At 63.0% G+C, this 26680-nt stretch carries 28 protein-coding genes, 1 tRNA gene and 2 pseudogenes; 20 read left to right on the top strand and 11 right to left on the bottom strand.

The window, feature by feature from the left end; translation table 11 throughout:
- Window positions 1-1090: 1090 nt before the first annotated feature.
- From AB4Y44_RS14530 to AB4Y44_RS14550, 5 genes and pseudogenes are all read right to left on the bottom strand, one after another.
- The gene (locus tag AB4Y44_RS14530; protein WP_368699998.1) at window positions 1091-1465 is read right to left on the bottom strand and encodes a hypothetical protein; all 375 of its coding nucleotides are present in this window, start codon (window positions 1463-1465) and stop codon (window positions 1091-1093) included.
- Window positions 1466-1542: 77 nt separating this feature from the next.
- Window positions 1543-1753: pseudogene (locus AB4Y44_RS14535) on the bottom strand (co-chaperone GroES); the annotation flags it as partial.
- Between the two features lie 343 nt (window positions 1754-2096).
- Window positions 2097-3215, bottom strand: coding sequence for an RNA polymerase subunit sigma-28 (locus AB4Y44_RS14540; protein ID WP_368699999.1), 1119 nt, complete (start codon window positions 3213-3215; stop codon window positions 2097-2099).
- Window positions 3216-3495: 280 nt separating this feature from the next.
- The gene (locus AB4Y44_RS14545) at window positions 3496-4023 is read right to left on the bottom strand and encodes a hypothetical protein (protein WP_342922469.1); all 528 of its coding nucleotides are present in this window, start codon (window positions 4021-4023) and stop codon (window positions 3496-3498) included.
- Window positions 4024-4540: 517 nt separating this feature from the next.
- A complete protein-coding gene (locus AB4Y44_RS14550) occupies window positions 4541-4708 on the bottom strand; it encodes a hypothetical protein (RefSeq protein ID WP_368700000.1) in 168 nt (55 codons plus the stop codon).
- Between the two features lie 514 nt (window positions 4709-5222).
- Here AB4Y44_RS14550 and AB4Y44_RS14555 point away from each other — a divergent pair.
- The 5 genes from AB4Y44_RS14555 (at window position 5223) to AB4Y44_RS14575 (ending at window position 8867) form a co-directional block, all read left to right on the top strand.
- Window positions 5223-6440: an ATP-binding protein gene (locus tag AB4Y44_RS14555; RefSeq protein ID WP_368700001.1), complete on the top strand. Its 1218-nt coding sequence runs from the start codon at window positions 5223-5225 to the stop codon at window positions 6438-6440.
- Window positions 6441-6954: 514 nt separating this feature from the next.
- A complete protein-coding gene (locus tag AB4Y44_RS14560; RefSeq protein WP_342922428.1) occupies window positions 6955-7395 on the top strand; it encodes an Hsp20/alpha crystallin family protein in 441 nt (146 codons plus the stop codon).
- 15 nt (window positions 7396-7410) lie between these two features.
- Window positions 7411-7818: an Hsp20/alpha crystallin family protein gene (locus AB4Y44_RS14565; RefSeq protein WP_368700002.1), complete on the top strand. Its 408-nt coding sequence runs from the start codon at window positions 7411-7413 to the stop codon at window positions 7816-7818.
- Window positions 7819-8180: 362 nt separating this feature from the next.
- The gene (locus tag AB4Y44_RS14570; RefSeq protein ID WP_342922426.1) at window positions 8181-8750 is read left to right on the top strand and encodes an Hsp20/alpha crystallin family protein; all 570 of its coding nucleotides are present in this window, start codon (window positions 8181-8183) and stop codon (window positions 8748-8750) included.
- Window positions 8751-8794: 44 nt separating this feature from the next.
- Window positions 8795-8867, top strand: a tRNA-Lys gene (locus tag AB4Y44_RS14575).
- Window positions 8868-9003: 136 nt separating this feature from the next.
- Here the strand turns inward: AB4Y44_RS14575 and AB4Y44_RS14580 are convergent.
- The 5 genes and pseudogenes from AB4Y44_RS14580 to AB4Y44_RS14600 all read right to left on the bottom strand — a co-directional run.
- Window positions 9004-9393, bottom strand: coding sequence for a hypothetical protein (locus AB4Y44_RS14580; protein WP_342922425.1), 390 nt, complete (start codon window positions 9391-9393; stop codon window positions 9004-9006).
- A gap of 92 nt (window positions 9394-9485) precedes the next feature.
- Entirely contained in the window at window positions 9486-9740 is a 255-nt protein-coding gene (locus AB4Y44_RS14585) for a hypothetical protein (protein ID WP_368700003.1), read from the bottom strand.
- Window positions 9741-9849: 109 nt separating this feature from the next.
- Window positions 9850-11472 carry a chaperonin GroEL gene (gene groL / locus AB4Y44_RS14590; RefSeq protein WP_342922423.1) on the bottom strand — a complete coding sequence of 541 codons (1623 nt, stop codon included), beginning with the start codon at window positions 11470-11472 and terminating at the stop codon, window positions 9850-9852.
- Between the two features lie 75 nt (window positions 11473-11547).
- Window positions 11548-11865, bottom strand: coding sequence for a co-chaperone GroES (gene groES / locus AB4Y44_RS14595; RefSeq protein WP_238468788.1), 318 nt, complete (start codon window positions 11863-11865; stop codon window positions 11548-11550).
- Between the two features lie 271 nt (window positions 11866-12136).
- Window positions 12137-12289: pseudogene (locus AB4Y44_RS14600) on the bottom strand (diguanylate cyclase); the annotation flags it as partial.
- A gap of 195 nt (window positions 12290-12484) precedes the next feature.
- On the opposite strand from AB4Y44_RS14600, the gene AB4Y44_RS14605 reads away from it, so the two are divergent.
- From AB4Y44_RS14605 to AB4Y44_RS14655, 11 genes are all read left to right on the top strand, one after another.
- Entirely contained in the window at window positions 12485-12925 is a 441-nt protein-coding gene (locus AB4Y44_RS14605; protein ID WP_342922421.1) for an Hsp20/alpha crystallin family protein, read from the top strand.
- Between the two features lie 39 nt (window positions 12926-12964).
- Window positions 12965-13378 (top strand): Hsp20/alpha crystallin family protein, encoded by a 414-nt coding sequence (locus AB4Y44_RS14610; protein WP_342922420.1) that lies wholly within the window; start codon window positions 12965-12967, stop codon window positions 13376-13378.
- 80 nt (window positions 13379-13458) lie between these two features.
- The gene (locus AB4Y44_RS14615) at window positions 13459-13740 is read left to right on the top strand and encodes a DUF6566 family protein (protein ID WP_342922419.1); all 282 of its coding nucleotides are present in this window, start codon (window positions 13459-13461) and stop codon (window positions 13738-13740) included.
- A 105-nt stretch (window positions 13741-13845) separates the two neighbouring features.
- Window positions 13846-14154 carry a hypothetical protein gene (locus tag AB4Y44_RS14620; RefSeq protein WP_342922418.1) on the top strand — a complete coding sequence of 103 codons (309 nt, stop codon included), beginning with the start codon at window positions 13846-13848 and terminating at the stop codon, window positions 14152-14154.
- Between the two features lie 237 nt (window positions 14155-14391).
- The gene (locus AB4Y44_RS14625) at window positions 14392-14634 is read left to right on the top strand and encodes a hypothetical protein (protein WP_238468362.1); all 243 of its coding nucleotides are present in this window, start codon (window positions 14392-14394) and stop codon (window positions 14632-14634) included.
- A 32-nt stretch (window positions 14635-14666) separates the two neighbouring features.
- A complete protein-coding gene (locus AB4Y44_RS14630) occupies window positions 14667-15260 on the top strand; it encodes a hypothetical protein (protein ID WP_368700004.1) in 594 nt (197 codons plus the stop codon).
- A 269-nt stretch (window positions 15261-15529) separates the two neighbouring features.
- On the top strand, window positions 15530-16495 hold the full coding sequence (locus AB4Y44_RS14635; RefSeq protein WP_368700005.1) for a LysR family transcriptional regulator: 966 nt from the start codon (window positions 15530-15532) through the stop codon (window positions 16493-16495).
- A 52-nt stretch (window positions 16496-16547) separates the two neighbouring features.
- The gene (gene tcuA, locus AB4Y44_RS14640) at window positions 16548-17957 is read left to right on the top strand and encodes an FAD-dependent tricarballylate dehydrogenase TcuA (RefSeq protein ID WP_342922415.1); all 1410 of its coding nucleotides are present in this window, start codon (window positions 16548-16550) and stop codon (window positions 17955-17957) included.
- A complete protein-coding gene (gene tcuB, locus AB4Y44_RS14645) occupies window positions 17944-19164 on the top strand; it encodes a tricarballylate utilization 4Fe-4S protein TcuB (protein WP_368700006.1) in 1221 nt (406 codons plus the stop codon). Before tcuA ends, tcuB begins: the two co-directional genes overlap by 14 nt.
- 64 nt (window positions 19165-19228) lie before the next feature.
- Window positions 19229-20548, top strand: coding sequence for an MFS transporter (locus AB4Y44_RS14650; protein ID WP_342922413.1), 1320 nt, complete (start codon window positions 19229-19231; stop codon window positions 20546-20548).
- 155 nt (window positions 20549-20703) lie between these two features.
- The gene (locus AB4Y44_RS14655; RefSeq protein ID WP_368700007.1) at window positions 20704-21036 is read left to right on the top strand and encodes a LysR family transcriptional regulator; all 333 of its coding nucleotides are present in this window, start codon (window positions 20704-20706) and stop codon (window positions 21034-21036) included.
- On the opposite strand, the gene AB4Y44_RS14660 is transcribed toward AB4Y44_RS14655, so the two are convergent.
- Complete coding sequence (locus tag AB4Y44_RS14660; protein ID WP_368700008.1) at window positions 21004-21726, bottom strand: FadR/GntR family transcriptional regulator; 723 nt, start codon at window positions 21724-21726, stop codon at window positions 21004-21006. The two genes, AB4Y44_RS14655 and AB4Y44_RS14660, sit on opposite strands and share 33 nt — an antisense overlap.
- Before the next feature lie 231 nt (window positions 21727-21957).
- Here AB4Y44_RS14660 and AB4Y44_RS14665 point away from each other — a divergent pair, with 231 nt between their 5' ends.
- The 4 genes from AB4Y44_RS14665 to AB4Y44_RS14680 all read left to right on the top strand — a co-directional run bounded on the left by AB4Y44_RS14665 (window position 21958) and on the right by AB4Y44_RS14680 (window position 26632).
- Window positions 21958-23508: a sugar ABC transporter ATP-binding protein gene (locus tag AB4Y44_RS14665; protein WP_368700009.1), complete on the top strand. Its 1551-nt coding sequence runs from the start codon at window positions 21958-21960 to the stop codon at window positions 23506-23508.
- Complete coding sequence (locus AB4Y44_RS14670) at window positions 23501-24532, top strand: ABC transporter permease (protein ID WP_368700010.1); 1032 nt, start codon at window positions 23501-23503, stop codon at window positions 24530-24532. Before AB4Y44_RS14665 ends, AB4Y44_RS14670 begins: the two co-directional genes overlap by 8 nt.
- Before the next feature lie 53 nt (window positions 24533-24585).
- On the top strand, window positions 24586-25533 hold the full coding sequence (locus tag AB4Y44_RS14675; protein WP_342922408.1) for an ABC transporter substrate-binding protein: 948 nt from the start codon (window positions 24586-24588) through the stop codon (window positions 25531-25533).
- A gap of 82 nt (window positions 25534-25615) precedes the next feature.
- Window positions 25616-26632, top strand: a complete 1017-nt coding sequence (locus tag AB4Y44_RS14680; RefSeq protein ID WP_368700011.1) for an aldo/keto reductase — start codon at window positions 25616-25618, stop codon at window positions 26630-26632.
- Window positions 26633-26680: the final 48 nt, after the last annotated feature.

Raw genomic sequence — 26680 nt, forward strand, 5'->3', positions numbered from 1 at the left:
AAACGGAGCTGGCATGCATTTTTGAATATTCGTCATTGGACCAACGCCGCTCTGTGTCACGGGAATATCCTTAGACAAATGCGCCACTTTTCAGTGGGCGTATTTTTCTCGTGAAGTTGACGCCAGTGTGAAAACGTCTTTTCACCAACACAATTTACGAACGCTTCGAGGCAAGCTGCGGCATTAATGACTGCCTCAATTCTCTCGCTGTATATTTCATCGGGAAACGAGCCTTTGGCAGCCTCCAGTTCAGCGGCTCTTCGGCAGTGCCTTACCATTGCGCGGTAGAAGATTGGCTAGGCATGGAAGCGGGTATACATCTTCCCATCACGCAGACTGAATTCTTCGAACGAAGACAGAAGAGGCGGAGGAGACGCTGCTTCCTTACCCGCCTGCTTCATGGCCGATTGAAGAGAGTGAAGTTGCGCACGAATGGGAACCCGAATCGACTCTAGCCATTCAAAAAATTCACGAATCTCGTCTGCCGGTGGCCGACCAGTACCTTCAGCACGCGTTGCGTCCAGGGCTGTGAAACGTGGCGTGATTTCATCTATCGCTGAAAGGTCAATCTCGTCCGAAACCCATTTTCCGTAGTTCCGATTCTCAACTGTCAAAAACTCGGCGATCTGCCACTGCCAGAGTTTCCCCTCGTCGAATACCTGAAAGTGCGAATACGCGGACAGTTTTGGATCCCAGACTTCATAAGGGTTATCCGCCGACTGAAGCTCGGCTCAGGCAGGCGGCGCATGCGCGATGCGGCCGGGCAGTACCTTCCCGGCTACGTGGTCTCACCGCTGCTTCCCCCCACGCGCGTGCTCTGGCTGGATTATCCCGCCGACGGGGATGCCTTGGGCATTGTGCGTTCGACCACGCATGTCGTCCCGCTCCGCGAGACGGCCACTCGCGGCTGATCTGATCGCGCTCGCACCGCCCGTTGTTCTGGAACCGCTATGGGCGCTTTCCTCTGTCAACCGCGCGTGAGGCTGGTCCCCGTTGCCGGCGAAAGATCGACCGGCGCGGGCATTCGCATGCGGCTGCAGCAACCTGGTCAGGCCGTGCGGAAGTTGATGTTCGGGCGCTTCCCCTTGCCTTACCAGACCGGAAACACGACGTCCGGCTGCGGCGAAAATTGAATGCCCGAGCCGGGGCAGATCACGCGGCCCCGGACGGCGACGCGCTGGTTCAGGTACGGTAGCAGGAGCGTGGGGGCTGGTGCGCCTCCTTCACCAAGGAGAATGTCGGACACTTCCTTGTCATTGCACGGCGACGTCGAGGGGCGATCCAGCATGATCGTTGTATAGTCGCCCGGCGCGTACTTCCCGCTGCCACGCTGAATAGTCCCAGTGATCCAGATGTCGTATTGCAGGGGCAACGTCGGCAGCGGCGGGCTGGCAGACATGGCGTTCTCTGACCATAGCCCGGCAATCACAATTGCCGGGACCAGGATACGCAATCGTCTTTTCATGGCGCAAGCCTTTTGACGTCCGGTGCACGTCACTGTTTTCTTTTCACTCCTCCGAAGTCGGCATCTATCACATCCTCGTACTTGCCGAACAGCACATGGTCTCCAACCTTCAGATCCGGCACGCACCGTTTGGCCGTCCTGGAACCGCTTTCCGGGGCCAACGGCGATGACTTCACCCTGATCGGGTTTCTCACCGGCGGTAGCCGGTATGACGATGCCTGCCGCGATCTTGCGCTCCTTTTCGACACGCTTGACCACGAGCCGGTCATGCAAGGGCGTGAGCTTCATGATCCTGCTCCCTGAGACGCCGTGCGGGCGTGGCCAGCTCCCGCATGCGTACCAGTGCGCCTGCTCCCGGAGGGCCTGCGGACCAGTTTGGCGGGCGCCGTCGCAACATGGCCGACCGGCCCAACCGTGGCCGGTCGCACCGCAGGCGCGATCGAAGCCGTTGCCGCGCACGCCACGGGATCGCTCGCGGGGAACGTTTCCTGCAACGCTTGATCAAGCAGTTTGTCGATGTCAACGACGCTATCTCGCGTCAATATCGTGGTCGGTTTCATCGTTGGCCTCCGTCGTCAGTCGGGAAAATTCGGTCCTCCCGCGATCAACCATGATCTGGCCGCCTGCGTTTTTATGGGAGATCGCGGCGTGTCGCCTCGTCGAAATCCCTGGCCAGCCCGGGCGCGAGCGGCAGCGTCCCCGGCACGATGTAACCGGCGGGCTCGGCCGTCGCCTCGGGTGTCAGTCGCAGGTCAGCGAGTCTGGCCCTGAGGAACGCGTCGGCATGCGCAAGCCGGTCCTCAAGTTCCGGCTCCGTAATGCCCAGAACCTGCGCTGCGGCATCCGCAGGCTGCGCTTCGAGGCGGCAGAGCGTGACAGCCCGTCGCCAGGGTTCCGGCAGCTCCGCAAGCAGCGTTGCCACCAGCTCGCGAAGTTCCCGGGTCATGACCACATCCTCCGGCGTGTCGTCCATTGCCGGCACCACGTCCTCGAGACACAGGACCTCGTCGGGCTGCCAGTACTCGAACAGAAGTTCGTCGTCCTCATCGTGTGGCTCGTGCAGCTGGACGGGTAGCCTGCCTTCGAGTGAAATGCATCGGCCTTCCTCGCTCTGTCGATGCGCCACTTCGCCGGCAAGCTGTTCCAGCGCGATCTGGTAGAGCCACTGCAGCGGTTCGAGCTGCCGCGGGCGCTCTGCCTGTCGCTCGCAGGCACGGGCCAGGGCCTCGTCGACGATGTCGTCGACCGTCGGGTCGCCTGTCGCGAGATCGCCCCGCGCCTGGAGATATGCGAGTTCCCGCTGAACGAAGCGTTGCAGCGGTGCGAGCAGGGGGCGCACGAACTCGCCGAACCACGCTGATCTGGCGTCCGTCTGCTCCGCCAGTGCCGCCTTGAACCGCCGCAACCCGGCGCGCCGTTCCTTGCGGCGCCAGGCATCCTCGTGACGCAGATGCGCGACGTGTCGTTCGAGCTGCCGCTCCAGTTCAGTCATGGAGAGTTCGATCGCCGTGGCCGGCTCCGGCGAATCATTCCCGCTCGCGAGAGTTCCTCCTGGTAACACCACCTGGAACCGTACGCGGTAGATACCGCGATGCCGGCTTCTTTCCACCGTCGCATGCAGCCGCGCCAGCCCGGCCGGAAAATGCGACAGATGCGGCTTCAGGCGTCGCTGCGTAAGGCGGCCAATCAGGTCTTCCAGCTCCGGGCGGGAGAGCTTCGCAACGTTGCGGTAACTGATCGACGTTTTCATCTCAAACCTGCGCATATCCGGGCGCGCCTCGGTGGCAAGCGACGCTAAGCCCGTTTGGCCCGGGCCCCACGCCAATTGGGGCGGTGGGCCGGATCTGTGAATACATGCCTGCTGCCTCGCCAGTCGTGCCAGCCTGTGTCCAGTAGTCAGAGGTCCTGCTTAAAATCGCCAGCCAGGTACCCACAGCGAAGCTGACGAGTCGGGCACTCGGGCAGCGACGCCGCGCATTGCCGGACGTCTCCTTGGCGCGCAACGCCCTGCAGAATGCGCCGCGCGACTCTCATCCCTCCGTGTCGCTAGCGCCACCGGCGTCCGGTTCCCTTTTTTCCAGAGCCAGGTACGTGTGGGCCGCCACCAGCCCGAACACGATGTGATTGAAGAAACTCACCCAGCCCCGGGCATCGGCAAACCAGGAGAACCATTGCGTCATGCCATAAAAGTTGACCACGTACAGCAGGACACCGAATACGGCACCCACCAGCGAAGCCATCCCGACGCTGGAATCCAGGCTGAATGGCGCCATGATCACCGCCAGAATGACCGCGAAGAGGATCGCGAGCACGAAGTGCGTGAGCAGCGCCACCATTACGACGCCCGGTGCAAACGTAGCGGGTTGTGCGAGCAAGTCGCGGCCCGTCACGATTGCCGCAATCATCCGCAGCGGCGACCATACGCTTCGCCCCGCAACGCCCATGGCAAAAAGTTCGATCACCAGGAAAACCGCGCCCGCCACGCATCCGCCCATGACCGCTGCGGGCCACTCAGGCATACGGCGAACGAAATGATGTGAATGCATGTGAAGTTCCATCATGACCTCCTCGAGACCTTCGGGGCTTTCCTCACCGACGCCACCGCCAGACCGCCTCCACGACATCCGGCGGCGGTCCGCAAAACGCACGACGGTTCACGAGCCGCACGGCGTACTCCAGTGCTTCCGATTCCGCCTCTGCACGACTCGGCCAGCGCCGGCAGAGCCGTGGCAGGTGCCAGTTCACGAAGACCTCGCCATCCCTCAAGACCTGAACAAATACAAGATATCCGTTCGCCGCCGTTCGCTCCTGGCATGCTGCCGGGCGTACGTGTCTCACCGCCATGGTGTGCATACGGACCTCCAGTCCGTTGCGCATCTCGACTCTCACCCGTTCCATTGAGGCACCCCCTCGCGCGTGCACCGGTATCGCACCAGCCGTGCGGGGCTCCAGCGAAAACCGCTCAGAACCTGGTGCCCATCGCTTCATGGAACCACGGCCGGCGTACCGCATGATCGACGTACCGACGTCGCGAGCGGTGCTCGCACGGCAGCCGCGCTGCTAACCGCGGCGCAGCTAAAACGTGAGTTGCCGAAACGTCTGCCGCACGACGGCAATGCGGTCCGACAGCGTGGGTCGAGCACGCTGCGTGACCGGCCGGAAACCGCCGGTAAGGACGACTATCGTACGGTGGAGGTGCTCGAACAGCGTGGTCGAAGCCGAGCGTAGGTGAGGGTAGCTCATCGTCTTCTCCTTCGACGCAGCAAGGAAGAGAACGGGCTTGCGCGCTCCAGTTCGCCTGCCATGCTGCGGGGCAAACAAATCGAAACACGCAGCATGCAACCGGTCCATCACCGTGCACACTGCCTGAGCTGGATATAAGTTAGTTTCACTGATGAAAATTTTCAAGGTCGTGCGAGGGATCCCCGCAACCTGGACGACGAGCCAGTTTGCGGCTTCCGGTGGCCGAAAACCGGAGTGACCTGTACGGACCGGATCGCGTCAGAATATGCATCCGTGCCTCACGGAGGACACCATCTTTTCACGGTAGCGAGCAGCAGCGCCACCTCAGGCTGGTCGTCGACAGGCAGGATAGAAGGCATTCTGCTGGTCGGTAGAGTCGTTTCCGCGACGCGGAGCAAATAGCGTTCCCGAGCGCTGGCCTCAAAGATACTGGCCGCCGAGGCGGTGCGATGGAACGATAATGTGTCCTCGCATGCGCGTCTTTGCGCAACGATTCACGCATTGGGTACGGATCATGACCGATTCTCGAACGGGAACCCTGCACGCCCTCGCCGGATTTCTCCGACGGGAACAGGTGCGCCTGACGGAAAGGTGGATGCAGGCGGTTGCTGCCGATCCCGACCTCATCGAGGCGGACCGGCTGACCTGGGAGCAACTGGCCGACCACCTGCCCGCCATCCTGAGCGGCATCTGCGTCGCGCTCGAAGAGCAGGATCTCCAGCCGGTAGAACGGGCCATCGAACGCGATGCGAGGCAACACGGAAGTGTGCGCTGGCAGCAGGGTTACCGCATTGATGAACTCGTGCGTGAACTGGAGCTGTTCCGGCAGGAACTGGGCAACGCCGTCCGGGCCTTCGCGGAGTCCGACGGCACGTTCGCCCGCGACCATGAATCCCGCGCCCTGCGCCTGATCGACGAGGCGCTCAGTTTTGTCACCCTGGCGTCCATTCGCGAGGCCATCAGCGAACGTGACCGGACCATCGCGGAATACACGAGCCAGCTGGAGCGAGCCAACCGGGCGTTACGGGAACAGCAACGCCGGGTCAGCGAATTGCACCGGTCGCGCATGCAGATCACGCGCAGCCTCGTGCACGACCTGCGCAACTTCCTGAATGCCTTTTCGGTCGACCTGCAGCTGATTGCGCGTGTTCCATCCAGAGCCGAGGCCGGGCTGGCGCTTGCGACCCGGCAGGCAAATGACATGAAGCAGCTGGTCGACGAAATGATGGAGTATTCGGTCGTCGTTGGCGAAAACAACCAGAACTGCATCGAGCCGGTCGATCTGCCCATGCTGTTCGACGAACTGGTCACGGCCGCCCGTCCGGGGATCGAAGCGAAGGGCCTGCGTCTGTCTGCCCGCCTTGAGGCCGGACTGGTCCGGGTGCGGTCGAGCCGCATCAGGCTCAAGCAGGTTGCGCTGAACCTGCTGTCGAATGCGACGAAATATACCCGCGAAGGGGAAATCGAACTGGTCATCGAGAGATGCGGAGACAGCCAGTGGTCCATGCGGGTTGCCGACACCGGTGTCGGCATTGCACCGTCAGACACGGAACGCGTATTCAGGGAGTTCGAGCGGGCCGCTGGCGATGACGTCCCGGGTGCCGGTCTGGGGCTGGCGATCGTCAGGGAGCTGTGCCACTCGCTCGAGGGCGAGATCCATTTCGAGTCCCGCGAGGGGCAAGGCACGACGTTCGAAATCCGCTTTCCTCTCGACCTGAAGCCGATAGGCTGAAGCTGCGGCCGCCGGCGCGCGATCTGACAGGCTGCGCGCAGGGTGCGCGCCTCGCGATCGGTGTTCTTCGTGTGTCGATGACGCGGATCCAGCCCGACCTGTCCTCCACCGCACGCCCTGGTCGCGCTGGAGGCACGCTCAGGCAGCCAGTCCTGCTATCCCGTTTTCAGTCCGCATCACTGGATCGGCGGTGCGGTGCACAGCTTTTCGGCCAGAGCCGTACACGGTGCGGGCCCAGGGTCAACCAGTCGGTATCGAATTCCATCATGTCCGCCACTTGCTGCATGGTTCCGCCGCGATGATAGGATCTGACAAAAATTCTTCAAGGGCGCTCCCCTGCATTTCCCCCTTGAAATCCTCGTCAGAGTGCCTATCTTAGGTTTCGCTCAGGCAGACGCGCGGCTCGCAATGTCCCGTGCGCTGCGTGTTTCGATTTGTTTTGCCAGACGCTGGCAGGCGAACTGGAGCGCGTAGGCCCGTTCGCCTCCCGGCATCACTTGAGGAGAACTGCATCATGAGCGATTTCTACTCCGGATCTGACCTCTTCAGCGAGTTCGACCGACTGCAACGGCAGATGGCAAACCTCTTTGGTACCTTCCCGTCCAGTCTTCGGGCGAGCCGCTTCGGCGCGTTTCCGCCGGTCAACATTGGCGCGACCGACGACTCGATCGAGATCGTCGCATTTGCACCCGGCGTCAATGCGGCGGAACTCGACGTCTCGATCGACAAGGGGCTGCTGACCATCAGCGGTGAGCGCAAACCTGCACAGCCGGATACCAGCGAGGACACGCGTCTATATGCGCAGGAGCGCTTCACTGGCGCGTTCCGGCGGGTGATCGAGCTGCCGGAGAATGCAGATCCCGACAAGGTTCAGGCGCGCTACGAGAATGGCTGCCTGTCGATCGCTATCGGCAAGCGCGAATCCTCGAAGCCTCGCGCGATCACTGTCCAGTAATCCGGGGAGCCGAAAATGAGCGATACCACTGAATTGAGCAGGCGCGACCCGTCGGCCGTCACGCGCCCCGGGGATGAGCCGTCGGCGCGACGGATGACAATTACTCCCGCCGTCGATATCTACGAGGACAGTCAAGGCGTCACACTTTGGGCCGACCTGCCAGGAGTTACCAGGGACAAGCTCGATGTGCGGGTCCATGACGGCAATCTCGCCATCGAGGCTGAGGCTGTCGTGCCGACACCGGCAAATCTGCGGCTGCAGCATGCCGAGGTCCGTGAGCCGCGCTTTGCGCGCACGTTCACGCTCTCCCCGGACTTCGACACATCGAAGATCGAGGCAAATCTGAAGGACGGCGTACTGAAGCTCATGATCCCACGCCGTGACGAGGCGCGCCCGCGGCGGATCGAAGTGCGTACGGGCTGAAGTCGGCGCGTGATGCGGCAACGGCAGGAAGCACAGCGGGTGGCGGCGGCCTCGCTGCCCCCGCCGACAGCGCAGGCCCGGACGAGCGAGGCCGCTCCCGACGGCAATGTCCGTGGCCAGCATTGCGATGGCCGACTGCCACCTGCACCAGCATGCACGGCGGTGGTTCACCGCAGCAGAAGCGCCGCGCGATGCGCTGTCGTGCGCCGTCAGTAGGATTGGAAAGGGAACATTCGCGGCCGCGGAGCGCAAGGCGGGCGGCCAAACCGCTCCCGAGGCCCAGTCCGAAAACGTCGACGGTGGAAAGGCAGCGGTGCGGGTGCCATAACCGGTTCTCCTGCCAGGTTCCAGAGGAGGAAACGATGAATCCCGATCCGAAAAAGTGGAATCCCTTCAAGTTCCTTCGCGGGGCTGTGCGCAAGTCCGATGCGGACAGCACGGAAAGCCCGCCGACGAGCGAAAACGAACAATGGCGGGCCCCGCTGCCCGACATTGCGCGATTGTTCTCACGGGAACCATGGCGCGCAGTGGAGGAGTTTTTTCACGACCCGTTTGCAGGCCGTAGCGCGCTCGAACGATGGTTCGGCGACTTCAGTTCATCACGCTTCCAGCCGCGCATCGACGTCGTCGATGAGGGACCGGTGCTGCGCGTGACCGCAGAACTGCCCGGGATGGAGCGCGAAGATGTGAAGGTGAGCGTCGAGGACGGCGCAATCGTGCTGCGTGGTGAGAAAAAGCAGGACGTGCGCAGTGAGGAAAACGGCTGCTACCGGCTGGAGCGTGCGCATGGACGCTTCGTGCGCACGATCCCGATGCCTGAATACGCCGATCCCGGACGCGCCCTGGCAAAATTCGACAGCGGTGTGCTCACGTTGACCGTACCGAAAACAGAGCCGGTACCGTCCACGAGTCGCACGATCGATATCAGTTAGGGCGAGCCTGCAAAGCGCAATGACGGCGGGCAAAAAAGAGGACTGGGTCGTTAGCTCAGCTGGTAGAGCAGCGGACTTTTAATCCGTTGGTCACTGGTTCGAATCCAGTACGACCCACATGCAGCCGCGCATCCGACGCCAGCCGGCAAACGTGGCTTCGACTCCGTTTGACTGCAGGCACGGGCGGGAGAACGGTCCCTCCAGAATCAGGGACATCAAAAGCGCCCGTCTCGGGGCGAGGACGGCGCCAGGTTCAACCAGGCCATGGATGGCGGTCAGCCACCGGTGTGCACGGGGTTCCCGACAAACATCTTATGGCGTGGTCCTTCGGGCCGGGTCGAATCTCGCACCAGAATTCCTGGTGGCGGGCGCCGAGACGTCGGGCCGCCTCATAGCGATGAAAATGACTGGCAAGCCAGAACTGGCAGCCATCAAAGAAGACCTTCATCGCCGGCTGCGCCCCGCGCATGAATCCGCTGCGGACGGCAGCCATAGCGTCCTGCAGCGCAGCATCAGCGAACAACCCCTTAGAGGCAAGCTCATCGTCAACCGAGAGCTGCAAGAACTTGAGATAGTCCCGGCCGAGCACGCCGCCGGGAAGTTTCACCGAAGAGCGGGCGGGCGAACGAGGATGGCTGGGCATGATGTCTGATTCTGCGGGGACAGCAAGACGGTCGTGATGCGGGCTATGTCGCCACACTCCCGATCCCGATCGATCTGGCTGGCCGGGGCAGTTCATTCCTCAGCCATAAGATGGCGGATAACCAGCGCCGGGTCGGCGATATCCAGAATCAGCCGGCGAAGGATGCGCCTGCGCATGTGCTCCTCGTCGAGCGTCCACGGTGCGCCCTTTTCGCTGAGATAGCGAGCGAGGGCATCCTGGTTGTCTGCGCCTGCCGGCAGGTCAAGCCGCACGGCCAGCAGTCCCGCCACGACGTCATCGATCTCGATGTCGAGCGGTCTTGAGTCAATGAAGAGTTCGAGTTTCATGACGGTCTCGGGCAAAAAGCGGCACTGCCCCCGCGAAGACTAAAAGAACAGTGCCGAAGAAAATGCACCGGCCGGGCTGGACGACCGGTGCAGAGCGGAACCGATGCGGTCAGTACTCCAGTTCCGGGGCGCTCGCCTGCGCCGGCTTCTCGTCCTTCGGCGCGTCGGCCACCGTTGCATCCGTCGTCAGGATCAGCCCTGCGATCGATGCGGCGTTCTGCAGAGCCGTGCGCGTGACCTTGGTGGGATCGACCACACCCGCCTCGACAAGATCGCCGTATTCACCGGTGGCCGCGTTGTAGCCGAAGTTGCCCTTGCCCTCGAGCACCTTCGCGATGACCACCGAAGGCTCATCGCCGGCGTTCGAGGCGATCACGCGCATTGGCGCTTCGAGTGCGCGCAGGACGATCTGGATGCCCGCGTCCTGATCACTGTTGACGCCATTCAGGCTCGTCACGGCCGAACGCGCGCGTACGAGCGCGACGCCACCACCCGGCACGATGCCTTCCTCGACCGCCGCACGCGTGGCGTGCAGTGCGTCGTCGACGCGGTCTTTCTTCTCCTTCATCTCGACTTCGGTCGCCGCGCCGACCTTGATCACGGCCACGCCGCCGGCGAGCTTTGCCACGCGCTCCTGCAGCTTCTCGCGATCGTAGTCACTCGTCGCTTCCTCGATCTGCGCACGGATGGCCTTCACGCGCGCCTCGATGCGCTTCTCGTCACCGGCGCCGTCGATGATGATGGTGTCGTCCTTGCGTACCTCGACACGTTTCGCGCTCCCGAGATCTTCGAGCGTGGCCTTCTGCAACTGCTTGCCGGTCTCTTCCGAGATGACGGTCGCACCCGTGAGAATGGCGATGTCTTCAAGCATCGCCTTGCGACGATCGCCGAAACCGGGCGCCTTGACGGCGGCAACCTTCAGGATGCCGCGCATCGCGTTGACTACAAGCGTAGCCAGTGCTTCACCGTCAATGTCTTCCGCGACGATCAGCAGGGGCTTGCCTGCCTTGGAGCTCGCTTCGAGGACCGGGAGCAGGTCCCGGATATTCGAGATCTTTTTGTCGTGCAGCAGGATCAGCGCGTCGTCGAGATATGCGGCCTGCTTGTCGGGATCGTTGATGAAGTAGGGGCTCACGTAGCCGCGGTCGAACTGCATGCCCTCGACCACGTCGAGTTCGTTCTCGAGTGACTTGCCATCCTCGACCGTGATCACGCCTTCCTTGCCGACTCTCTCCATCGCGTCAGCGATGATTTTCCCGATTGCCTCGTCGGAGTTGGCCGAGATGGAACCGACTTGAGCGATTTCGCGGTTCGTCGAAATCGGTTTGGACAGCTTGCGCAGTTCGTCGAGCACGGCGGCGACAGCCTTGTCGATACCGCGCTTCAGATCCATCGGGTTCATGCCCGCGGCGACGTGTTTCATGCCTTCCTGCACGATCGCCTGGGCAAGCACCGTGGCTGTGGTGGTGCCGTCGCCGGCCACATCGGCTGTTTTCGATGCGACCTGTTTCACCACCTGCGCACCCATGTTCTCGAAGCGGTCCTTCAGCTCGATTTCTTTCGCGACCGACACGCCATCCTTCGTGATGGTCGGCGCACCGAAGCTGCGCTCGATCAGCACGTTGCGGCCTTTGGGTCCGAGCGTGACCTTCACGGCGTCGGCGAGCACGTTCACGCCCTTGACGATACGGGCGCGGGCGCTGTCATGGAATTTGACGTCTTTTGCACTCATGTTGTTGCTCCGGGTAAAGTCGTAGACTCAACACGTCGCGAACGACCGGGCGGGTGTCCGCGACCGGTCGAAAGTTCAGGCGGCCTTGCGGGCGGCACCCGCGTCGGCCTCGAGAACGCCCATGACGTCCTCCTCGCGCATGACGAGCAGTTCCTCGCCATCGACCTTGACGGTCTGGCCTGCGTATTTGCCGAAGAGCACCTGGTCACCGACCTTCAGCTGGAGCGCGCGCAGCGTTCCATCCTGCAGCAGCCGGCCGCTGCCGACGGCGACGACTTCGCCCTGTTCTGGTTTTTCTGCCGCTGAGTCGGGAATCACGATGCCCGAGGCCGTCGTCCGCTGCGTTTCGATTCGCTTGACGATAACCCGGTCGTAGAGGGGACGAATCTGCATTTCCATCTCCTGAGCGATTAAAGGATCACCAATAAGGGAATCCGGCTGCATATGGGGCGCGTGAAAAGCCTCCGTGCAGCCGAGCCAATGTCTGGCGGAAAGCGAAATAGAGGCGGCCATCGCGCCCTTCAAGGGGGCGTGAAAATAGCTATTTGTAACAAATTGTTTCAGTGCGACAGCAGGACGCGATGGACGGCGCCGAGGCGATAAACCGTGCGGCCGCGCCCGCCAGGCCGGCGGGGCGCCGGTGATACCGGACACGGTGGCTGGCGGGCAGGACAAGCGGCGTCGCGCGCCAGAATCCGTGCCAGTGGAGTATTGCGATGAGCGGCGTATTCACCTGCGCCGCCGCCATGACGGTGACGGCAAAGAGCGGCAGGCGCACGGTGCGGATCTGCTCCTGAAGCCTGTCGAAAAGGTCCATGAAGCCTCCCGGTTGACATGTTGCAGGGCCTCTTGAAATTTCCGTTCCTTGCGCTATTTTATGCATCGCTCAGGCAGTCGCGATAAGCGCTGCGTGTTTCGATTTGTTTGTCGGCGGGGCTTCCCACGGGCAGGCGGACTGGAGCGCGTGGTTCCGTTCGTCTTCGTGCGCGGCCCCGGTTTCTGGGAGCCAGTCATGAGCGATCTTTTCTTCAGCACCGATCTGCTGGGCGAATTCGACCGCCTGCAACGGCAGATGGCCGGCGTCTTTGCGGGCTTGCCCGCAAGCCTGCGCGCCACGCGCAGCGAAACCTTTCCACCCGTCAACATCGGCAGCACCGACGACAGCGTCGAGATCGTCGCGTTCGCGCCAGGACTCGATCCGGCAGCAATCGACGTCTCGATCGACAAGGGGGTGCTGACGATCAGTGGCGAGCGCAAGCCGCCGCAACCTGAAGCGGACGATGAGACGCGCGTCTACGCCAGGGAGCGCTTCATGGGGGCATTCCGGCGCGTGATCGAGCTGCCGCAGCACGCGGTCCCCGACAAGGTCAGTGCGCGCTATGTGAACGGCTGCCTGACGGTGAGCGTCGGTCGTTCCGAGGCGTCGAAGCCACGCGCCATCGCCGTCCAGTGAGCCGGCGCAAATGGAGTACGTGAAAGCACGGAGGACATCATGAACGACAGCACTGAACTGGCCACCCGTGAGTCGCGCACTGACGTTGCCTCGCGCGAGGGTGCGCAACCTGCGAAGCAGCTGACCCGGATCTCACCTGCGGTTGACATCTTCGAGGACAGCCGCGGCATCACGCTATATGCCGACTTGCCGGGCGTGCCGCGCGAAAAGCTCGACGTGCGCGTGCAGGACGGCAGTCTGAACATCGAGGCCGAGGCAGTGATTCCGGCTCCATCAGGACTGCGCCTGCAGCATGGCGAGATGCTCCACCCGCACTTCAGACGCGCCTTCACGCTTAGCCCCGATTTCGACGCCTCGCGCATCGACGCGCAGTTGCGCGATGGCGTCCTGAAGCTCACCGTTCCTCGTCGTGAGGAGGCAAAGCCGCGACGCATTGAGGTGAGCGTTGGCTAGGCGTACGCACAGGGGCAAGTCCGGTCATGCGGCGTGGGCCGCACGGCCCGCGCCGCGTGACCTGTCACGCGGAGGTATTTATGGACAACGTACGCAGCGAATGCTGGAAGGGCTTCGTGATCGAGACCAGCGCGTTTCCGGTTCGGCACTGCGCGCTGCCTCACGCCGGCCGCGATACGTACGTGGCCGTCGTGCGCATCCGGCACGCGGAGCAGACGGTCGCGGACTGGCATCTGCCGCGCTACGCCCAGCACTGGGCAAGCGTGGACGAGGCGCATCGGGAGACGGTCGAGTACGCAATACGCGCCATCAACGCGGGCTGTCTGAACGACACGGGTTCGCCGGCGCGATTCCTCGCGTGACAGCGCCGCGTTGCATGGTAGCGCAGCCCCTGTCCGGCTTGCACTACGTTTCGTTTTTCTGCAGGGGGCCGCTGCTTTCGGGACCCTGCTTTACGGGAGAAGAAAATGCTCAGTCCACACGAATTTGCGACGCTGATGCTGGTTCGTCAGGCGCCGGACCAGCTCGACATGGACCGCGCCGAGCTCGACGCGCTGCTCGAACGCCAGCTGGTCATGCTGGAACATTGCGCCGAGGGCGCACGCCGCGCATACCTGACCGGGAAGGGCCGAACGTTTCTCGACGCGCTCCACCCGGGGGGCGCAAGCCGTCGATGCCGGAAGACCGCCGGCAACGGCGGTGGGGAGAGGCCGGAGCCGTCCCCCGTGCCGGGCAGCCAACCGACGGATATCGTGGTGCCGGGACATGCAGACTGAATGGTTGTGCGATCGCAACGCCTGGCTTGTCATCTCCGCGGTCGCGTGTGGGCGCGAGGTTGCCGTGAAACTCTCCGGTAACCGCGGTGCGATACAGGTCGTCGCGGCAGCGTCCAATCGATGGCGACCCGAGCGTGCAGGTCGGGGAATGACAGTTGCTGCACTTAACAGACTGGACGACGCGAATTCCGCGTGTCCGGAACTGTTTCGGAAATGATGCTCAGCCGGAGGTGTGATATGCAAACGGACAAAGTCATCGAGTATCACGGCTGCGAGGTCCGGCCGGTGGTCACCGCCACCGGGAGTGGCCGTTACACAGCTGCGGCCGTCGTCACCGACCGGGCGGGCGAAATACGCACGCTCGGTGTCGATGGAGATTTTGCCAACGTCCAGGAGGCACGCGATGAAGCGCTGGAGCTTGCCGTCGCATGGATCCAGCAGCGCTCGGTTGTTTCGGACCGGTATGTCCGACGGACCTAGCCTCCAATCAGCAACTGCCGTCCGGACGCAGGGTGAACAACGGTGCATTCGAGGGTCGATCCGAGTCCGGTTCGCCGTGCTTCCGGAACTGTTTGGGCACAAGCCACCTCGAGGAAAAGAGAATGACAGATATTGCAGTCATCGATCCCGACGACGAAGACGTGCTTTATGAACGCATCCGGCTCCTGCTCTTTAGCGCTGACCTGCCGGTGCAGCGTCTGCAGGCCGACATCGACGATATCGGACGTTTCACCACGCCGGATGTGCGCTCACCGCACGTGCGCCTGGTCGAGGCCATGCCGCCGCTTACGCCCGCTGCGGAAGCGATCGTGCGCGCCATGATCCGCGCATACGGCATTGAGCTGTTCGGGCGCGGCAGCGCGAATTCCGGGCTGCGTGCCTTGATCAAGGCTGGACCAGTCAAGTTTGGACAAACCGCCTTGATGCTGGGGCCTGACGCGCCCGTGCCGGTGCGTGCCCGTGCGCTCGTCGAGGAGTTCAACCGAATTTTCGAGCGCTACCCCGAAAGCGGTTTCCCGCAGGCGCGATACTTTCTTTCGGCTATCGGGCTGCCAGTCGGGCGCGACATGAATTCGCGAGAGCGTCGCTCCCTCCAGCGCAACTAGCCGGCGTTAAGTAGCGTCGGCAGATACCTTTGCGCGCCGGATCCAGACACTGCGCGACCTGCCGACTGCAGAGCGCTCCGCAAGCTTGGAGAACTCGATATGACGGGTAGTCAGTCCGATAGGGAGGAAGCGATCAATGGGGAATGAGTTTCTCCTTGGCGAGTTACGAGCGCTGGCATGACGGGTGCGCGAGGCGCCGCGAGAAGCCCTTTGCGTCCAGTGCCATTCTGCGACAATATCGGCGAACTCTCGTCTTCGCCGATCGTGAAATGGAACTCAGACAACTACGCTATTTTCTCAGCGTCGTCGAGCATGGCAGCATGGGCAAGGCCGCGCTGGAACTCGGCGTTGTCACTTCCGCGCTGAGCCAGCAGATCAGCCGTCTGGAAGGCGAACTGTCTACGCGCCTGCTGCAGCGGACCTCCAGCGGTGCCGTGCCCACCGACGCCGGTCTCGCGTTCTGGCGCCAGGCGCAACTCGCGCTGCGCCATATCGACGATGCTGCGCTCGCCGCCCGCGCCGCCCGGCTCTCGGGCCACGTGAGCGTGGGCATGGCGCCCAGCACCGCCAGCGTACTCGGCGTCGCCTTCATGCAGGCCATGCGCACGCGCTATCCCGACGTGCGCCTGCGCATCGTCGAAAGCCTCTCCGGCTATCTCGCCTCCATGTTGAGCGCGCGCCAGATCGATCTGGCCGTGCTCTTCCGCCCGGAACCCGCGCAGCGCTGGAGCGTGGTATCGCTGCTCGACGAGCGGCTCTTCGTGATTGGCGCTCCCGAACTGGCAGGCATGCCAACCGGCGTATCCGTGAAGCTCGGGAAACTGGGCGAGCTGCCGCTCGTGCTGCCCAGCGGCGTACATGGTTTGCGCTCGCTGCTTTCCGCTTCGTTCCGGCGCGCCCGTTATGAGCCGAACATCGTGGCCGAGGTGGACGGCCTCGCTTTGCTGATGGACTTCGTGCGCGCGGGCAGCGCTGCGACCATCCAGCCCGGCGCCGCGCTCGCGCGGCCGGAGAACGGTGTGCTGGCAAGCGTGCCGGTGGCCGAAAGCTACGCAACGCGGCCCAACATGATCGCGAGCGTCTCCGACGACGAGCTTTCGCCTGCGGGGCTCGCCGCTCGTGTGGTGCTCGCCGACGTGGCCCGCCAGCTCGTGCGCGAAGGCCGCTGGCCGGGGGCGCGCCTGCGCCAGGCGGAGGCCTTCACAAAAACTGAAGGCCCGTTGACGACCCCCTGATGGCGGAGGCCGAGCGCGACCGTTAGAGTGCGTCCGAAAGGAGGCAAATACGATGGTCGATGTACTTGTGGTCGGAGGAGGCAATGCTGCGCTCTGTGCGGCGTTGATGGCGCGCGAAGCGGGCGCGTCGGTTCTGATGCTCGAATCGGCGCCGCGCGAATGGCGCGGCGGCAATTCCCAGCACACGCGCAATTTGCGCTGCATGCACGACGCGCCGCAGGACGTCCTGGTTGACGCGTATCCGGAAGAGGAATATTGGCAGGACCTCCTGAAGGTCACCGGCGGCATTACCAATGAGCATCTCGCGCGGCTCACGATCCGCGCGTCGTCCTCATGCCGCCCCTGGATGCAAAAGCACGGCGTGCGCTTTCAGCCGCCGCTTTCCGGCGCGCTGCACGTGGCGCGCACGAACGCCTTCTTCATGGGCGGCGGCAAGGCGCTCGTCAACGCGTATTACCGCAGCGCGGAAGCACTGGGCGTGCAAATTCGCTACGACACACCCATCGACGCGCTGGAACTGGACTGCGGCCGCTTCGTCGCGGCGAAGAGCGGCCGCCAACGCTTCGAGGCGCGCGCCTGCGTGCTGGCCGCGGGCGGCTTCGAATCGAACCGCGAATGGCTGCGCGAGGCGTGGGGGCAGAACGAGCGGGGCGAGTGGCCCGCCGACAATTTCCTGATCCGTGGCACGCGCTTCAACAAGGGCGTGCTGATCCGGCACATGATGGATGCCGGCGCGGACATGATCGGCGACCCGTCGCAATCGCACTGCGTCGCCATCGACGCCCGCGCCCCGCTCTATGACGGCGGTATCTGCACGCGCATCGACTGCGTTTCGCTGGGCGTGGTCGTCAATCGCGACGCCGAGCGCTTCTACGACGAGGGCGAAGACTTCTGGCCCAAGCGCTATGCGATCTGGGGCCGGCTCGTCGCGCAGCAGCCGGGGCAGATCGGCTACTCGATCATCGATTCGAAGGCCATCGGCCGCTTCATGCCGCCCGTTTTTCCGGGCGAAAAGGCCGACACGCTGCCCGAACTCGCGCGAAGGCTGAATCTGCCGGAAGTCCGCTTCGTGGAAACGCTCACGCAATACAACGAAGCGTGCCGCGTGGGCACATTCGACCACACCGCGCTCGACGACTGCCATACCGAAGGCCTCGCACCCGCCAAGACACACTGGGCGCGCCCCATCGACACGCCGCCGTTCTACGGCTACGCATTGCGGCCTGGCATCACGTTCACGTATCTCGGCCTCAAGACCAACGACCGCGCCCAGGTGCATTTTGGCGGCGAGGCGAGTGAGAACCTGTTCGTAGCGGGCGAAATGATGGCGGGCAACGTGCTCGGTAAGGGCTATACGGCGGGCGTTGGCATGTCGATCGGCACGGCGTTCGGGCGCATTGCCGGCACGCAGGCCGCACGCGCCGCAATTCAGACGACGGAGACTCACCATGCAGCGCACTGACGCTCTCGCGACCGAACACGCGCGCACAGCGCCGTCCGATACAAAGAAAACACTTCAGGGGACCCAAGTCAGCGGCTCACGCGTAATTCCCATCGTGCCGTTGACCGAAAGCGAGGGCGAAGTGACACGGCAGATGCAGATCTGCAACGCGTGCCGCTACTGCGAAGGCTTTTGCGCCGTGTTCCCGGCGATGACGCGCCGCCTCGAGTTCGGCAAAGCCGACGTCAACTATCTCGCCAATCTCTGCCACAACTGCGGCGCGTGCTATCACGCGTGCCAGTACGCGCCGCCGCACGAGTTCGCCGTGAACGTGCCGAAGGCGATGGCGAAGGTGCGCCTCGAAACCTACACGGAATACGCATGGCCCGCCGCGCTGGGCACGTTGTACAAGCGCAATGGCGTGACGCTCTCCGTTGCGCTGGCGGCCGGCCTCGCGCTCTTTTTGCTGCTCGGCACGGTGCTGCAAGGCGGACTCGGCGGCAACGTCGTGTCCGCGAACTTCTACGCGATCTTCCCGCACAACCTGCTTGCGGCGCTGTTCGGCATGGTGTTTCTGTTCGCCGTCGTGGCGCTCGGCATTGGCGTAACGCGCTTCTGGCGCGACGTCTCACCGGCCATGGCGAGCGCGAGCCCGCCCGCAATGGCGGAAGCGGCAAAGAACGCACTGACGCTGAAGTATCTGGACGGGGGGCACGGTGAAGGCTGCAACGAATCGAGCGACGCCTTCACGCTCGCGCGGCGGCGCTTTCATCACTTCACCTTTTACGGGTTTATGCTGTGTTTTGCTGCAACGGTGGTGGCGACGGTCTATCACTACCTGTTCGGCCTCGAAGCGCCATACGCATTCCTCAGCGCGCCGGTGCTGCTGGGCACGGCGGGCGGTATCGGGCTGATCATCGGGCCGGCGGGGCTACTGTGGCTGAACCTGAAGCGCCATCCCGAACAGGGCGATGCGCGCCAGCGGCCGATGGACCGCGGCTTCATCGCGCTGCTGTTGCTTACGAGCGCCTCGGGGCTCGCGCTGCTGGCGTTTCGCGCCACGGCGGGCATGCCGTGGCTGCTGGCGGTGCACTTGGGGATCGTGATGGCGTTGTTTGCGACGCTGCCGTACGGCAAGTTCGCGCACGGCGTTTTCCGAGCGGCGGCGCTGCTGAAATCATCCGTTGAAAAGCGCCAGCCCAATACGCTGGGCCTGGGTTCTGACTAGGCGAGTGACGCACCACAGGAACATCGCGCCGCTCGCCGGCATACCAACTAGAGGAGACACAATCATGACCCCCACAGACCTGGGCGCCGGCACGCCAGGCGGCTCGAGCCGCTCCAAGGCCGCAACCGTCCTGCGCGTGACGAGCGGCAACTTCCTCGAACAGTTCGACTTCTTTCTGTTCGGTTTTTACGCCACGTCGATTTCGAAGATATTTTTTCCGACGTCGAGCGAGTTCGCCTCGCTCATGCTCACGTTCGCCGTGTTCGGCGCGGGCTTCCTGATGCGTCCGCTCGGCGCGATCTTTCTCGGCGCGTATATCGACAAAGTAGGGCGGCGCACCGGCCTCATCGTCACGCTGTCGATCATGGCGAGCGGCACGATCCTGATCGCCTGCGTGCCGGGTTACGCGACCATCGGTTTGCTCGCGCCCGCGCTCGTGCTGATCGGGCGGCTGCTGCAAGGCTTTTCGGCGGGCGCGGAGCTGGGCGGCGTGTCGGTCTATCTCGCGGAAATGGCCACGCCCGGCGCCAAGGGCTTCTATACGAGCTGGCAGTCGGCCAGCCAGCAGGTGGCCATCGTGTTCGCGGCGGCGCTCGGCTATGCGCTCAATCACTGGATGAGCGCGCAGCAGATCGGCGCGTGGGGCTGGCGCATTCCGTTCTTCATCGGCTGCGCGATCGTGCCGTTCCTGTTCATGCTGCGCCGCTCGCTGCAGGAAACCGAAGAGTTCAAGGCGCGCCGGCATCATCCGGGCGTGGGCGAAATCTACGCGATGCTGCTCGGCAACTGGCGCATCGTGATTGGCGGCATGCTGCTCACGGCGATGACGACGACCACGTTCTATCTCATCACCGTGTACACGCCGACGTTCGGCAAGTCTGTGCTCAAGCTCTCCACGGAAGACAGCCTGATGGTGACGCTGCTCGTGGGTGTGTCGAACTTCATCTGGCTGCCCATTGGCGGCGCATTGTCGGACCGCATTGGCCGCAAGCCGATTCTGCTCGCCATTTCGATACTCGCAATTTTCACGGCGTATCCGGCGTTGTCGTGGCTCGCCGCCGCGCCGAGTTTTGGCCGCATGCTGAGCGTGCTGCTGTGGTTCTCATTCTTCTTCGGTATGTACAACGGCGCAATGGTCGCCGCGCTCACCGAAGTTATGCCCGCGGAAGTGCGCGTGGCGGGTTTTTCGCTGGCGTTCAGTCTCGCGACCGCGCTCTTTGGGGGCTTCACGCCCGCCGTGTCGACGTTCCTCATTCAGGTCCTGCACGATAAGGCCGCGCCCGGCTACTGGCTCAGTTTCGCGGCGCTGTGCGGGCTGGGCGCGACGCTTGGGCTCTATCGGCGCAGGGCAGGGCAGAACGCTTCGGCGGCTCCTCTGGGATAAATAAGCGCGCTTCGTTCGTCCTTGCCACGCTGGCAGATGCCCGCCGAGGACGCGCTGCTCTCGCTCTTCGCGCGCTCGATAACCGACGTCTTGCTACGCCGTACGATACTCGTGGACAATTCCGCGCGCCTGTACGGCTTCCCCATGTTGCCCGCTTGATCCGCACGGTGCGTATGATGGCGACAAACAGCGCGGCACCGGGCCACGCGTTCCACTACGTCTCGCCATCTATGAAAATGGATCTTCTGGGCCTGCAGATGCTCGTTTCGGCCATCGAGTCGAAAAGCCTTTCGCGGGCCGCCGAAAACGAGAACCTCGCCACCTCGGGCGCAAGCAAGCGCATCGCGGAACTGGAGCGGCGGCTGGGCGCCGTGCTGCTGGTGCGCCAGGCACGCGGCGCCGAACCCACGCCCGTCGGTCGAGCGAATACGCGAATACGCGAGTACCGAGCCCTGTTAGGCATTTTCACTTGCTTGCCCTGTATCTGATTTTTTCAGCGCACCGCTTATCCATCGCTCCCCGGAAGCCTTGAGATGAGCACGCATCGCTGTCTGCGCCGCGATAGGATCGCCGGCCTGCAAGGCCCTCAGGACTTCTTCATGCTCGCATACCGCCTCGGTCCAGGTTTGAGGACTTTCCGTATGACCGCGCATGGCAGCCGCGATCGGATCGTGGCGGCTATCGAAGAGTTCGCCCACAAAGCGACTGAGCACGGAGTTCCCCGCAGCCTCCGCGATCAGCATGTGGAATTGCCGGTCCGCTTCGACAGGAGATTTGCCCGCAGCCGAAAGTTTGCGCATCCGCTCGATTGAGCGGCGCAGGCGATCGAGTGTGGCCGCGGTAATGCGCGCTGCGGCGAGCACCGTTACGCTGCCTTCGATCGCCGCGCGCGCCTGCATGAGCTCGGACGGACTATCGCCAAGGGACCCCACCGCGCTCTCATCATCGATACCTGTCTCACGCACGTAGACGCCGGATCCGACACGGATCTCGACCTTGCCACCGATCTCCAGCGCAATAAGCGCCTCACGCAGGGAGGGCCGCGAGACGCCAAGCTTGATGGCGAGTTCCCGCTCCGGTGGCAGGCGCTCGCCCGCCGGGAATTCACCCTGACGAATCAATGTGAGGATCTGGGTAGCAATGGATTGGTAAAGCCGCTTGGGTTCGGTAGATTTCACGATGAGGTTCGGTGCCTGCCAGCTGCCGACAAGTTGAACGGCCCATAGAGTCTAGCATTTCGGCTGAAGTACCGTGGGACAAGCGATTGCGCCCGTCCCAGGGTTTTCCTTATAGGTAAGACCAGTTAACGAAAAACATATTGGCTTGACCAATAACTGAGTTTGCCGTCTAATCCGTCTCAATTGGACTGACCAGCGCGAAGCCAGGCCGGCCATGTCAAAGGAGACGAGATGAGCGTGCCCAACGGGCTGCCCAGCCTGGATGCAGAACTCCATAAGCCACCGAACGAGGAGATCCTTCGCCTCGAAGGTATCGGAAAGCGCTTCCCGGGCGTGATCGCACTCGATGGCATCAACCTCGATCTGCGCTGCGGAGAGGTCCACGCCATTTGCGGCGAAAACGGGGCGGGCAAGTCCACGCTGATGAAGATCATCAGCGGCCAATACCGACCGGACGTCGGTCTGATCCGCTATCGCGGCGAGGCCGTGCAGTTCCTCTCGACTTCCGAAGCGCAGACCGCAGGCATCGCGATCATCCATCAGGAACTGAACCTGGTGCCGCATCTGAGCGTGGCGGAGAACCTCTATCTGGCGCGCGAGCCAAAGCGTGGACCCTTTGTCGACACGCGCAGGCTCAACGCGGATGCAACGCGTTGTCTTGCACGCATCGGGCTGGATGTGGCGCCCACGACGCTGGTCGGGACGCTCTCGATCGCGCAGCAGCAGATGGTCGAAATCGCCAAGGCGCTTTCGCTAGACGCTCAGGTTCTGATCATGGACGAGCCGACGTCGTCCCTTACGGAATCGGAAACGGTCCAGCTTTTCAGGATCATCAAGGAACTGCGCGCAGCGGGCGTGGCGATTCTCTACATCTCGCATCGGCTCGACGAGATGGCGCACATTGTCGATCGCGTGACGGTTCTGCGCGATGGCCGTCACATCTCGACCGATGACTTCGCTGCGCTGAGCGTCAACGATATCGTTGCGCGCATGGTCGGTCGCTCGCTCGAGGACGCCTATCCGGCCAGGCAATCTTCTCCTACCGAAGAGGTGCTGCTGGGCGTGAAGGATCTGCACCGCAACGGTGTGTTCGGCCCGGTCTCTTTCGAGCTGCGCAGAGGCGAGATCCTCGGGTTTGCCGGCCTCATGGGTGCTGGCCGCACCGAGGTTGCGCGCGCAATCTTCGGCGCTGACAGGCTGGATAGCGGAACGATCACGCTTCATGGTCAGCCGGTGAGCATCCGCTCACCGAGAGAGGCCATCCGGCACGGGCTCGCCTATCTGTCCGAAGACCGGAAGAGGGAGGGCCTTGCCCTGATGATGCCGGTTGCCGCGAACATCACGCTGGCAAATGTGCGCGCCATTGCGTCACGCACGGGCTTCCTGCGCTTTCGGGAGGAGCACCAGGTCGCCGAACGATACGTCAAGGAGCTGGCGATCCGGACGCCATCGGTCAATCAGATCGTGCGCAATCTTTCCGGCGGCAACCAGCAAAAGGTCGTGATCGGCAAGTGGCTCTATCGTGGCTCAAAGATCCTCTTTTTCGACGAGCCGACACGCGGTATCGACGTTGGCGCGAAGTTCGCCATTTACGGGTTGATGGACCGGCTTGCCGCAGAGGGCGTTGGTGTCGTGCTCATCAGTTCCGAGTTGCCCGAACTGCTCGGCATGACGGATCGGATTGCCGTCTTCCACGAGGGCTGCATGACTGCGGTTCTCAATACCGCACATACCAGTCAGGAGGAAATCATGCACTACGCTTCGGGGCGCACCCATGCTTGAAATGACATCAGACTCGACCCAGGCCGCGAGGCAGACCGCCCAGCAACGGCGCCGCGACCTTATCCAGAAGTTTGCTGCATTGGGCAGCCTGATTGTGCTCCTGGCGGCATTTTCTGTGACGAGTTCGGCGTTCTTCTCGGTAGGCAACCTGATGACCGTCTGCCTGCAGGTGACGTCAATTGCCTACCTGGGCGTTGCGGCTACGTGTGTCATCATCACCGGCGGCATCGACCTCTCGGTCGGCTCCGTTCTTGCACTCGCGGGAGTTTCCGCAGCACTACTGACAAAGGCGGGCGCGCCCGTGCCGGTCGCGATGCTGTGCGGGGTGCTGGTCGGCGCGCTGTGCGGGACCGTCAACGGAATCTGCGTGACGCGTATGGGGTTGCCGCCGTTCATTGCGACACTGGGCATGATGCTCGTCGCGCGGGGTCTGGCGCTGCAGATTACCGGCGCCCGCCCGGTTTCAGATCTGGGCGACGCGTTTGGCGCACTCGGAAACGGGGCGCTGTTTCGCGTCTCCCATATTGGCGCTGACGGATTTCCGGACACAACGTTTCCGGGTATCCCCTATCCAGTCGTCATCATGATCGTCCTGTTCGTCGCAGTCTCGGTGTTGCTGTCAAAGACCTCGCTTGGCCGCCACATATACGCGGTGGGCTCGAATGCGGAAGCAGCACGGCTTTCCGGCGTGAACGTTCAGGGCGTGACGCTTTTCACGTACGTCCTCTCCGGTGCCATGGCCGGAGTGACGGGCTGTGTGCTGATGTCCCGACTCGTCACCGGGCAGCCCAACGAGGGTGTCATGTACGAGCTCGATGCGATTGCGAGTTCGGTCATCGGCGGCACTTCGCTGATGGGAGGTGTAGGCACGATCTCGGGAACGGCAATCGGGTCGTTCGTCATCGCTGTCCTGCGCAACGGACTCAACATGAACGGCGTATCGAGTTTCATCCAGCAGATCATCATCGGCGTCGTCATTCTCGGGACCGTCTGGATCGACCAGTTGCGAAATCGCAAGCGGTAATCACACGTAGTTCAACCACCACACGAAGTTCAACCACAAGAGAGGAGCGAGACATGCGAAAGCTTTCCCTGCTGACGGTATCGGCGATGTTGTGTGCAGCGTTCAGTACCGGCGCCTATGCTGCAGGCGGCGAGATCGCCGTGATCGTCAAGACGGTAAATTCGAACTACTGGCAGAACGTCCAGAAGGGCGCGAACGCGGCGCTTGCAGAAACGAAGGGCTATACGATGACCTTCCAGGGGCCGGCCGCCGAGTCGGACATCGCCGACGAGGTGAACATGGTCGAGAACGCGGTCAACCGGCACGTGGCAGGCATCGTGCTGGCGCCTTCCGACCCTGACGCTCTCGTGCCTGCCATCAAGAAAGCCTGGGAAGCACATATCCCGGTGGTGCTGATCGACTCGGCAATCTCGGACTCGGGCAAACCGTATTACCAGTCGTTCCTCTCGACCGACAACGAGAAGGCGGGCGAACTGTGTGCCCAGGCATTGATCGCTCGTGTAGGACAGACGGGCAAAATTGCAGTCATGTCGTACGTGCCCGGCGCGGGGTCGGAAGTTGGCCGGGTAGGCGGCTTCCGTAAATACATCGCGGCCCATTCGAAGCTGCAGATTGTCGGACCTTACTACTCGCAGTCGCAGATGGCGACAGCACTGAACCAGACAACCGATGTGCTGTCCGCGAATCCGGACCTGAAAGGCATCTTCGGCGCGAACGAACCGACCGCAGTTGGCATGGGACGCGCGCTCAAGCAGGCAGGCAAGGCTGGCAAGCTGGTGGCAGTCGGTTTCGATGGCAATGAGGATCTGCAAGGCTTCGTTCGCGACGGCACCATCCAGGCGATTGCCGTCCAGGGGTCGTGGCAGATGGGAAACAAGGGAGTCCAGACGGTGGTCGGCGTCATCGAACACAAACCCGTCGCGAAGCTGGTCGATACCGGTGTAGTCATGGTCGACAAACCGAACCTCGACTCCCAGGAAGCGAAGAACGTCCTCTACTGATGGTGGCCGATCTGCGACGAAGCCATTGGGCTCGTCGCAGGGAGCCTTCACGGTATTCCCCTGACACCTGCCTCCCCGGTTTATGAACGCTTCCGAAAAACGCGCCTTACCGCGCAGTGGCCTGGAACTGACCAGGCTTGGCCTTGGCTGCTCCCAACTCGGCGGGCTCTACCGTGCCATGTCGGCCACCGATGCCTGCGCATTGGTCGACGCCGCCTGGTCCGCAGGCGTGCGCTACTTCGATACCGCGCCGTATTACGGCTATACACTCTCCGAGCGGCGCGTCGGGCAGGCACTCGCGGCGCGTCAGCGCAACGCTTTCACATTGAGCACGAAAGTGGGTCGTTTGATGCGCCCCGATGTCGGTGTCGAGCCCGGTGAGGATGGCTGGGCCGAACCGCTGCCGTTTCGCCCCGTGTTTGACTATAGCTACGAGGGCATCATGCGCTCGTACGAAGACAGCCAGCAGCGCCTCGGCCTCGCGCAAATCGATATCCTGTATGTCCATGACATCGGCAGTCTGACTCACGGCGATCGACATACGCACTACTGGAGCCAACTTACGGCCGGCGGTGGGTTTCGCGCGCTCGAGGAGCTACGCGCGGGCGGCGAAGTCCGCGCAGTCGGTCTTGGCGTCAACGAGTGGGAAGTCGCCGTTGATGCATTGAACGAAGCGCCGCTCGACGTCATTCTGCTGGCCGGCCGCTACACCCTGCTCGAACAGGGTGCGCTGGAGCCGCTGCTCGATCGCTGCACCCGCGTAGGCACAGGCGTCGTCGTGGGTGGCGTGTTCAATTCGGGCATACTCGCTGGCAACGGTAAGTTCAACTATTCGGAAGCGCCAGCCGAAGTCGTCGGGAAGGTGGGTCGCCTTTCTGCTCTATGTGAGCGCTTCAATGTTCCACTTCCTGCAGCGGCGCTGCAGTTTCCATTCGCGCATGACGCTGTCGTTTCCTGCGTGATCGGTGCGCGTAGTGTTTCCCAGCTGCAGCAGAACATCACGTGGCTCGAACAACCCGTGCCGGCGGACTTCTGGGGCGCGCTTGGCCAGGGAGGACTGATCGCCCCAGATGCGCCGGTTCCCGGGAGTCGTCAATGACGCGGCGTGTCGACGCACACCAGCACTACGGGTGCAACGAAGCACGTG

The sequence above is a fragment of the Paraburkholderia sp. BR10937 genome (assembly GCF_040965695.1).
GTDB lineage: Bacteria > Pseudomonadota > Gammaproteobacteria > Burkholderiales > Burkholderiaceae > Paraburkholderia.

Excerpts from the sequence above, each read along its gene's own strand:
- AB4Y44_RS14530 (WP_368699998.1), bottom strand. The coding sequence starts at position 1,465 with ATGAAAAGACGATTGCGTATCCTGGTCCCGGCAATTGTGATTGCCGGG.
- AB4Y44_RS14540 (WP_368699999.1), bottom strand. The coding sequence starts at position 3,215 with ATGAAAACGTCGATCAGTTACCGCAACGTTGCGAAGCTCTCCCGCCCG.
- AB4Y44_RS14545 (WP_342922469.1), bottom strand. The coding sequence starts at position 4,023 with ATGGAACTTCACATGCATTCACATCATTTCGTTCGCCGTATGCCTGAG.
- AB4Y44_RS14550 (WP_368700000.1), bottom strand. The coding sequence starts at position 4,708 with ATGAGCTACCCTCACCTACGCTCGGCTTCGACCACGCTGTTCGAGCAC.
- AB4Y44_RS14555 (WP_368700001.1), top strand. The coding sequence starts at position 5,223 with ATGACCGATTCTCGAACGGGAACCCTGCACGCCCTCGCCGGATTTCTC.
- AB4Y44_RS14560 (WP_342922428.1), top strand. The coding sequence starts at position 6,955 with ATGAGCGATTTCTACTCCGGATCTGACCTCTTCAGCGAGTTCGACCGA.
- AB4Y44_RS14565 (WP_368700002.1), top strand. The coding sequence starts at position 7,411 with ATGAGCGATACCACTGAATTGAGCAGGCGCGACCCGTCGGCCGTCACG.
- AB4Y44_RS14570 (WP_342922426.1), top strand. The coding sequence starts at position 8,181 with ATGAATCCCGATCCGAAAAAGTGGAATCCCTTCAAGTTCCTTCGCGGG.
- AB4Y44_RS14580 (WP_342922425.1), bottom strand. The coding sequence starts at position 9,393 with ATGCCCAGCCATCCTCGTTCGCCCGCCCGCTCTTCGGTGAAACTTCCC.
- AB4Y44_RS14585 (WP_368700003.1), bottom strand. The coding sequence starts at position 9,740 with ATGAAACTCGAACTCTTCATTGACTCAAGACCGCTCGACATCGAGATC.
- groL (WP_342922423.1), bottom strand. The coding sequence starts at position 11,472 with ATGAGTGCAAAAGACGTCAAATTCCATGACAGCGCCCGCGCCCGTATC.
- groES (WP_238468788.1), bottom strand. The coding sequence starts at position 11,865 with ATGCAGATTCGTCCCCTCTACGACCGGGTTATCGTCAAGCGAATCGAA.
- AB4Y44_RS14605 (WP_342922421.1), top strand. The coding sequence starts at position 12,485 with ATGAGCGATCTTTTCTTCAGCACCGATCTGCTGGGCGAATTCGACCGC.
- AB4Y44_RS14610 (WP_342922420.1), top strand. The coding sequence starts at position 12,965 with ATGAACGACAGCACTGAACTGGCCACCCGTGAGTCGCGCACTGACGTT.
- AB4Y44_RS14615 (WP_342922419.1), top strand. The coding sequence starts at position 13,459 with ATGGACAACGTACGCAGCGAATGCTGGAAGGGCTTCGTGATCGAGACC.
- AB4Y44_RS14620 (WP_342922418.1), top strand. The coding sequence starts at position 13,846 with ATGCTCAGTCCACACGAATTTGCGACGCTGATGCTGGTTCGTCAGGCG.
- AB4Y44_RS14625 (WP_238468362.1), top strand. The coding sequence starts at position 14,392 with ATGCAAACGGACAAAGTCATCGAGTATCACGGCTGCGAGGTCCGGCCG.
- AB4Y44_RS14635 (WP_368700005.1), top strand. The coding sequence starts at position 15,530 with ATGGAACTCAGACAACTACGCTATTTTCTCAGCGTCGTCGAGCATGGC.
- tcuA (WP_342922415.1), top strand. The coding sequence starts at position 16,548 with ATGGTCGATGTACTTGTGGTCGGAGGAGGCAATGCTGCGCTCTGTGCG.
- tcuB (WP_368700006.1), top strand. The coding sequence starts at position 17,944 with ATGCAGCGCACTGACGCTCTCGCGACCGAACACGCGCGCACAGCGCCG.
- AB4Y44_RS14650 (WP_342922413.1), top strand. The coding sequence starts at position 19,229 with ATGACCCCCACAGACCTGGGCGCCGGCACGCCAGGCGGCTCGAGCCGC.
- AB4Y44_RS14665 (WP_368700009.1), top strand. The coding sequence starts at position 21,958 with ATGAGCGTGCCCAACGGGCTGCCCAGCCTGGATGCAGAACTCCATAAG.
- AB4Y44_RS14670 (WP_368700010.1), top strand. The coding sequence starts at position 23,501 with ATGCTTGAAATGACATCAGACTCGACCCAGGCCGCGAGGCAGACCGCC.
- AB4Y44_RS14675 (WP_342922408.1), top strand. The coding sequence starts at position 24,586 with ATGCGAAAGCTTTCCCTGCTGACGGTATCGGCGATGTTGTGTGCAGCG.
- AB4Y44_RS14680 (WP_368700011.1), top strand. The coding sequence starts at position 25,616 with ATGAACGCTTCCGAAAAACGCGCCTTACCGCGCAGTGGCCTGGAACTG.